Consider the following 1,510-nt stretch of genomic DNA (forward strand, 5'->3'; position numbering starts at 1 on the left):
CTTAGACCCAATGACTGCCGGGAGCCATTTTGGCTCCGATCTGCGTTGCTCGCCTGGGGGTCAGAGCAAAGGAGATAGTCGATGGCAAAAGGTACCAAATACATCGGGCTGGACGTGCATAAGGAAACTGTCGCGGTGGCGGTCGCCGAAGGTGAGCGTGGCGGTGAGGTTCGCTTCTACGGTACGATCTCGAATGAGGATGATGCTGTGCGCGGTTTGGTCAAGCGGCTTGGCGGTTCCGGCACCACGCTCAGCTGGTGTTATGAGGCGGGGCCGTGCGGCTACGGGCTTCAGCGTCTCCTGACCAAGCTCGCTCAGCCCTGTATCGTTATTGCGCCGTCGATGATGCCCAGACGGCCTGGCGATCAGGTGAAGACCGATCGGCGTGATGCCATGACGCTGGCCCGCCTGCTGCGTGCTGGAGAGCTTGATCCGATCTGGGTGCCCGACGAAGAGCATGAGGCGATCCGGGATCTGGTGCGGGCGCGGCGCTCTGCTCAGGAAGCGGCAACCTCAGCAAAGCAAATGGTGCGGAGCTTCCTACTTCGCCATGATCGACGGTATTGCGGCAAAACGGCGTGGACCAAAGCCTATTGGCGCTGGCTGTCAGAGCAACGTTTCGATTTTCCGCATCAGCAACTGGCCTTCGAGGAAGCAAAGCATCGCGTTCTGGAGGCAAAGGCGCGCGTGGAAAGGCTGGAGGCGGCGCTCGCGGAAGCAGTGGAGGGCTGGCGATTTGCCGCTCTTGTTCGCAGCCTGCAGGCGCTGCGCGGAGTTCGCTTGATTGTCGCCGCAACTCTGATCGCCGAGGTTGGCGACTTGACGCGGTTCCAGAATCCGAAACAACTGATGGCCTACCTCGGGTTGGTGCCTTCGGAATATTCAAGCGGATCACGCGTCCATCGCGGCCGAATTACGCGGGCCGGCAACGCTCATGCCCGCACCATGCTTGTCGAGGCAGGCTGGACATATCGCCTACCTGCCCGCGAAGAGCGACGTTATCGGGATCGTGTCGCGGGATTGCCTGAGGATATTCAGGCAATCGGTTGGAAGGCGCAGGTGCGTCTTTGCCAGCGTTTTCGCCGATTGTCGGCGACAGGCAAGCCACAGCCCAAGGTCAATACGGCGATCGCTCGCGAACTCGTGGGCTTCGCTTGGGACATCGCTCGCCGGGTGCAGCCGGAGGTGACGGTTTGACCTGCCAGGGGGTTCAGCATCAGCTCAACCCTCTGGCAACATAGGCCTGGCCGGTGTGTCGCGGGCACCCGACTGTGATGGACAATCCTCGGTCAACGTTGGGGCAGGCAAGTCCGACGCCCGTGCTTAGAATGAGGAAGGTCCAGCGACGGACAACGGGTAGTGCGGTAACCAATCCGCGGATGAGAGCTTGATCAATCGTCGTCGATCAGGAGCCCGCGGCACTCCGGCCAGGCCAAATTCACCGCTAGCCGAAAGGTCGGCGGCAGGATAAACTCGTTCTGCAGCGCAGATGGCAGTCATGAGAGCGTTG

General features: G+C 61.1%; 1 protein-coding gene. It reads left to right on the forward strand.

Going from position 1 to position 1,510, the window contains the following annotated elements:
• Window positions 1-81 precede the first annotated feature (81 nt).
• The gene (locus tag L3X40_RS21770; RefSeq protein ID WP_237367418.1) at window positions 82-1,197 is read left to right on the forward strand and encodes an IS110 family transposase; all 1,116 of its coding nucleotides are present in this window, start codon (window positions 82-84) and stop codon (window positions 1,195-1,197) included.
• Window positions 1,198-1,510 lie beyond the last annotated feature (313 nt).

The organism is Rhizorhapis sp. SPR117, assembly GCF_021742065.1.